Origin of the sequence: Nostoc sp. (assembly GCF_035638895.1) — a bacterium.
Classification (GTDB): domain Bacteria; phylum Cyanobacteriota; class Cyanobacteriia; order Cyanobacteriales; family Nostocaceae; genus Nostoc.
Map to the genome: position 1 here is coordinate 1 of NZ_DASQZC010000209.1, position 3,292 is coordinate 3,292.

Here is a 3,292-nt window from a genome sequence, read left to right on the forward strand (position 1 = left end):
TCTGCACCTTGCATTAATAAATCTTTCATTTCTCCTTTAACAAATCCTGTAAAATGGGTGCGGTTTTGAATGCCATGAGAGACAAGCAGAGATTTAACTTCAGTTTCATATTCTGGGGAACCAGCACCTGCTAATACCAAAGTAAAATGGTAATCAGATAATTTTCCCAAAGCTGGAATTAAGTAGTCGAGACCTTTTTTAGGATGCAGACGAGATAAAAATAAAATTATTGGTTCATCTGTAGGAAGTTTAAGGTGTTGCTGTAAACGCTGGCGAGCATTAGGAATATTATTTGGAATAGCAACACCGTGGGGCAGAATAAAGCTAGGAGAAGTTAAATTCAACCGCGATGCTTCTTGCTGTTCTGGGGCTGAGGTGAAATGAATATATTGACTGTAATTGAGATTGGCTTTTTCTATAAGCTGGAGATATATCTGCTTTTTACGAGCGCTTTGCTGCAATGACCATTCACACAGTTGTCCCAACGGGCGAACTATATAAGGAACTCCCTTGAGGCGGGCGATCGCCATTGCTGCTGTAGAAGCGTAAGAGAAAATAGCATGAATATGCAACAAGTCATAATTGTGAATATTCTGCCACAGCCAAGTAGTTAACTCTCTTGAAAAAGCAAACTCTCTCAAGGAGTGTATAGAGGGAGAAAACCGAGGAAAGAACCATACTGGAACCTTTTGGTAATATGTGCATTTCCCCAAAGGTACATCAAGCAGTTCTAAACCATTATCGTTGGTTGTTACAATTTCTGCTTCAACACCGCTATTGCAAAGTGCTTTCACCATCTCTAACACTGCTTGACTAGGACCTCCTCGGACAAAACTAATGGAAGGAATAACGTGAAGTATTTTCATGCGAGTCCCATCAAGGTAAATAGTCTATTACGAATTAGCGATGTATGGCGTTCAGTTAGTTGTGCAAAGCCATAGGCGTAAAGCAGAACGACAAACAAGAGTAAAGTCAGCAAAACTAGGTTAAGAAAAGTTGGTTGTAGCCTTTTTGGAAAGCTTAAGAAAGAACACAAGAATAGTAATAGTGGTAAGTGACATACATAAAGTGAGTATGAAAATGATGCACACTTGTGACAAATATCTTTGAATATAGGATTTATATTCTGATTATTATCTTTCAAAGACCAGAGAAATAAACTGATTAAAAAACCAATAAATAAATCAGAGTTTTGAATTGTTGTAACCCACAACATTAGTAAACCTAATTTTTAATTCTATTGAGAATATACTTTGCTTATTGACATGATGCGACCGCCCTCTTCATCATACTTTAATTTGCTCACACCAATATTTAAGAATTGCTAAACTCCATCGACGATACCAACTTTTAAGGCATATATTTGAAGGAATATTTTGGTTGTCAAAATAATGACCAAATTCACTCGACATCCAACTTTGAAAAGGGAAATAAAAACCTTTTTTGGGACGGTTTACTACCCAATCAGGTAATTCAGTAACTGCTTTTACTAAAAGTTCTTTTCCACGAGATAAACGAATATTAGTAGGAATTACTGCAACTGTTTCTATAAGATTTTTATCTACGAAAGGAACACGTAATTCTAGCCCCCAATTCATACTCATCACGTCACCATCCTTCAATAACTGATTACGCATATAGCAACTCAATTCTAGAAAGCTAACGGCATCTTTTGGGCTAAAATTATGAATATCTAATTGCTGTTGACAAACAAACTTTTCACCAATTAACTGTTCAATAATTGCACAAGCTTCTTGATGAGAAAAAATACCTCTGAAACTACGATAGGCAGAGGCAAAACTAGGAGTTTCCTTTAAAAAATCACCCAAGCGCTTCATCCTCGGTGAATTTCCCCAATCTGACAAGCCCATACCTAAGCTCTTGCTAATAAAAGGTAATGCGTGTAGCCTCTTACTCCATGAAACCATTTGGGGAACTTTCTGAAAAGACTGGTATCCGCCGAAAACTTCGTCTCCACCCAACCCAGACAACACTACCTTCATCCCATTTTCATGGGCAACCTTAGATACACAAAATGTATTAAAGCCATCGATACTTGGTTGATCAATCGCTGTCAAGAATTTTGGAAATAACTCTTTAGCAAAGGAGGCTGTAACTTTATACTCTGTATGTTTTGTGCTAAATAAATTAGCAACTTTTTCTGCTATCTCTCCTTCATTCCATTCTTCTTCTGCAAAGGCAATAGAATAGGTATTTAACTTTTTATTCTGTGTTTGAGCTGCTAAAGCGAGGATGGCTGTAGAGTCAATACCACCACTTAAAAAAATTCCTACAGGTACATCACTAATAAAGTGATGTTGAATTGAGTCTACTAAGGCAGTACGTACTCTTTCTTGAGCTTCTAGAGGGGAAATTTGTTCAGGAGTAAAGTTAATTTGCCAGTACTGTTTTTTGGTAGTATTTTCACCTTGCCAATATAACCAATGACCAGCAGCTAAACAATGAACATCAGCAATTAAGGTATGTGGTTCGGGAACTGAACCAGTAACAAGATAGCCATATAAACCTTCTACGCTCAGATTAACAGAAGGTAAGCCAGATGCAACAATGGCTCTGAGTTCAGAAGCAAATACTAAAGTTGAACCTGATTGCCAGTAATAAAGTGGTTTAATCCCTAAAGCGTCACGAGCGACAAAACAAGTTTTCTCCCAGTCATCCCAAATTGCGAAAGCAAACATTCCCCGTAAATAATGGACACAATCAAAACCACTCTTTTGATATAGTTTGAGAATGACTTCTGTATCTGTTTGGGAATGGAATTGTTCACCTTGGGAAATTAGATTTTGCCGCAGTTGTTGAAAGTTATAAATTTCACCGTTGAAAGTAATCCAATATCGTCCATCAGCAGTAGACATCGGTTGATGCCCAGCAGGACTGAGATCAAGAATTGACAGACGAGTGTGGGCAAAAGCAGCTTGTCTTTCTTTAGAAATATAAATACCTGCATCATCTGGACCACGATGTTTTAGTCCAGTTTGTATTCGCTGGATTATATTTTCTAAGTTACCCTGATACTGATTAACTGTCAGAAGTCCGCCAATTCCACACATACTATATAATTATTTGTTTTTAGTAGCTTTAAAATGCCCATCTAGATGGTTAGCTAGAGTTTTTTGGAACCGATCAAAACCAAAGGTATCAATTACTTTTTGGCGCAAAGCTTCTGGCTGATACATTAGAGAATTGGGATAGACACCTTGAAGAATTTCAATTAATGTCTGAGCAATTTCTTCTACATCATCAGGATTGACTAATGCTCCCAGTTCACCAT

The 3,292-nt window shown here is 37.4% G+C and carries 3 protein-coding genes; all 3 read right to left on the reverse strand.

Annotated elements, in window-relative coordinates; all coding sequences use genetic code 11:
- A partial coding sequence (locus VE944_RS10140) for a glycosyltransferase (protein WP_324976070.1) occupies nt 1–866 on the reverse strand: 866 nt, incomplete at its 3' end.
- A 420-nt stretch (nt 867–1,286) separates the two neighbouring features.
- The gene (asnB, locus tag VE944_RS10145; RefSeq protein WP_324976073.1) at nt 1,287–3,071 is read right to left on the reverse strand and encodes an asparagine synthase (glutamine-hydrolyzing); all 1,785 of its coding nucleotides are present in this window, start codon (nt 3,069–3,071) and stop codon (nt 1,287–1,289) included.
- Between the two features lie 9 nt (nt 3,072–3,080).
- Nucleotides 3,081–3,292 (reverse strand): glycosyltransferase (locus VE944_RS10150; RefSeq protein WP_414690118.1); only part of this gene is annotated, 212 nt, incomplete at its 5' end.

Bases quoted from the DNA above. Each gene is read 5' to 3' on its own strand.
- asnB (WP_324976073.1), bottom strand. From the start codon at position 3,071: ATGTGTGGAATTGGCGGACTTCTGACAGTTAATCAGTATCAGGGTAAC.